The sequence below is a fragment of the Arthrobacter sp. Hiyo1 genome (genome assembly GCF_001263615.2).
Taxonomy (GTDB): Bacteria; Actinomycetota; Actinomycetes; order Actinomycetales; family Micrococcaceae; genus Arthrobacter.
On the sequence record NZ_DF952469.1, the window covers coordinates 726,549 to 728,563 of the forward strand.

General features: G+C 64.1%; 2 protein-coding genes. Both read right to left on the bottom strand.

The window, feature by feature from the left end; translation table 11 throughout:
* Positions 1 to 100: 100 nt before the first annotated feature.
* The gene (locus AHiyo1_RS07675) at positions 101 to 1,141 is read right to left on the bottom strand and encodes a Gfo/Idh/MocA family oxidoreductase (protein WP_059388162.1); all 1,041 of its coding nucleotides are present in this window, start codon (positions 1,139 to 1,141) and stop codon (positions 101 to 103) included.
* Complete coding sequence (locus AHiyo1_RS07680; RefSeq protein ID WP_059388163.1) at positions 1,138 to 1,956, bottom strand: TIM barrel protein; 819 nt, start codon at positions 1,954 to 1,956, stop codon at positions 1,138 to 1,140. The genes AHiyo1_RS07675 and AHiyo1_RS07680 overlap by 4 nt, the downstream gene beginning before the upstream one ends.
* Between the last annotated feature and the right edge of the window lie 59 nt (positions 1,957 to 2,015).

Consider the following 2,015-nt stretch of genomic DNA (forward strand, 5'->3'; position numbering starts at 1 on the left):
CCACGGCCAGGGAACCCTGGCGGCGTGGGCCCAAGCAGTTGTTGTCGTTCTGGGCCGTCAAAACGACAACAACTGCGAGCTAGTTGGGACCTGTAATCGCCTAACTCGCCTTCGCCCCCACTAGCGCCACTCTGACGGGAACTCCGCTTGCCAGCGACTCCTGCGCGGCATCCGCCACACGGGAAGCTGCGACGGCGTCCTCGGGGGTGCACGGGTTTTCCCGTTGGCCCAGGACCAGTTCAACGAAGGCCGCCATTTCCGAGCGGTAGGCCTGGTCGAAGCGTTCGGCGAAGGTCTTGTGGGGTTCTCCGGACGGGAAGGCGATCCCGGCCTCGGCTGATTCCATGGCTGTCTTGTCGTCCAAGCCAACCATGACGGAACGCTTGGAGCCTTGGATTTCGAGGCGAACGTCATGCCCTGCACCGTTGTAGCGGGTTGCCGAGACTGTGCCGACCGTCCCGTCGTCGAAGGTGATCAGAGCTAAGGCGGTGTCCACATCGCCCACTTCTCCGATGGCGGGATCGCCGTTGTTGGAACCCTTGGCATAGACCTCTACGATCTCGCGGCCGGTCAGCCAGCGCAGGATGTCGAAGTCGTGGACCGAGCAATCGCGGAACAACCCGCCGGACGTTGCCAGGAACTCCACGGGCGGCGGTGCCATGTCGCAGGTCACGGCGCGCAGTGAGTGGATCCAGCCGAGCTCCCCCGCTTGGTACGCACGCCTGGCTTCAAGGTAGCCGGCATCGAAGCGACGCTGGTGGCCGATCTGCACCACGCCATCGTTGGCACGGATATGTTCCAGGACAGGCAGCGAATCGGCCACATTCATGGCTACAGGCTTCTCGCAGAACACCGGGATACCGGCGTCCACCCCAGCTCGGATTAGTTCCGGGTGCGTACCCGTGCCGGTTGCGATCACCAGCCCATCCACGCCGGAGGCGATCAACGCCTCCACCGAGGGCAGGAACTCGGCGCCGAGACCAGCTGCGACTCGACGGGCATGGTCTTCAGCCACGTCCGTGAGCCGCAACTCCACGTTGATGCCTTGTCCATTCAATTCCCCGTTGAGGGCCGCGATGTTGCTGGCATGCATGACGCCGATCCGCCCTACTCCAACCAGCCCGAGAACGACGTCCTTCATAGTGCTACCTCCGTTGAAAAAGCTGAGCTGTTGCGGGATTCCGCGGCCTCAACCGTGAACGCCCGCCGGAATGCCTCGAGCGCCTCCATGTCGTCTCCGCTGGCCCAGGCCTCCATGCCGACGGTGCCTTCGTAGCCCGCGGCGACGAGCGCCCGAGCCACAGCCAGGTAATTGATTTCGCCGGTGCCGGGTTCACAGCGGCCGGGGACGTCCGCCACCTGGATCTCGCCGATGTGCGGCAAGGCGGTACGCACCAGTTCAATGAGGTTCCCCTCCCCCAATTGAGCGTGGTACAGGTCCAGCATCATCTTCACGTTGGGATGTCCGGCCGCCTCCACGAGCGCCAAAGTGTCCTTGGCCCGTGCGAGCGGAATTCCGGGGTGGTCCAGCACGGTGTTGAGGTTTTCGAGGCAAAACGTCAGTCCGTGCTTTTCCCCGAGCGCGCCAAGGCGTTCAAGGGTCCGGGCACCCGTGATCCACATACTGCCGTTGGCCCGGTAGGCGGGACGGGCTGCTTTGCCGTCGATCAGCTCCGCCGAGTGCACCACCATGCGGCCGACGCCGAGTTCCAAGGCGGTCGGAATCAGCGTCTCGGCCGTCCTCACCACGTCATCGGCGGTGTCGGCGTCAACCAGGCTCCCGGAGGTGTACCCGGTCATGGAGGAAAAGACCGCGCCGCTCGCCTTAAGCGCCGCAATGTCCTTGTTCCTCGAGTCCCAGAGTTCGACGTCGAATCCTGCCTCATGGATCCGACGTACCCGCTCGGCGAACGGCAGTTCCGTGAAGACCATTTCGGCGCAGACAGCCAGCCGCATCAGACACCGGCCTTGCTGTTGCTCGAAACTGCAGGTACCGCCACCGGTCCGCCTTGCTG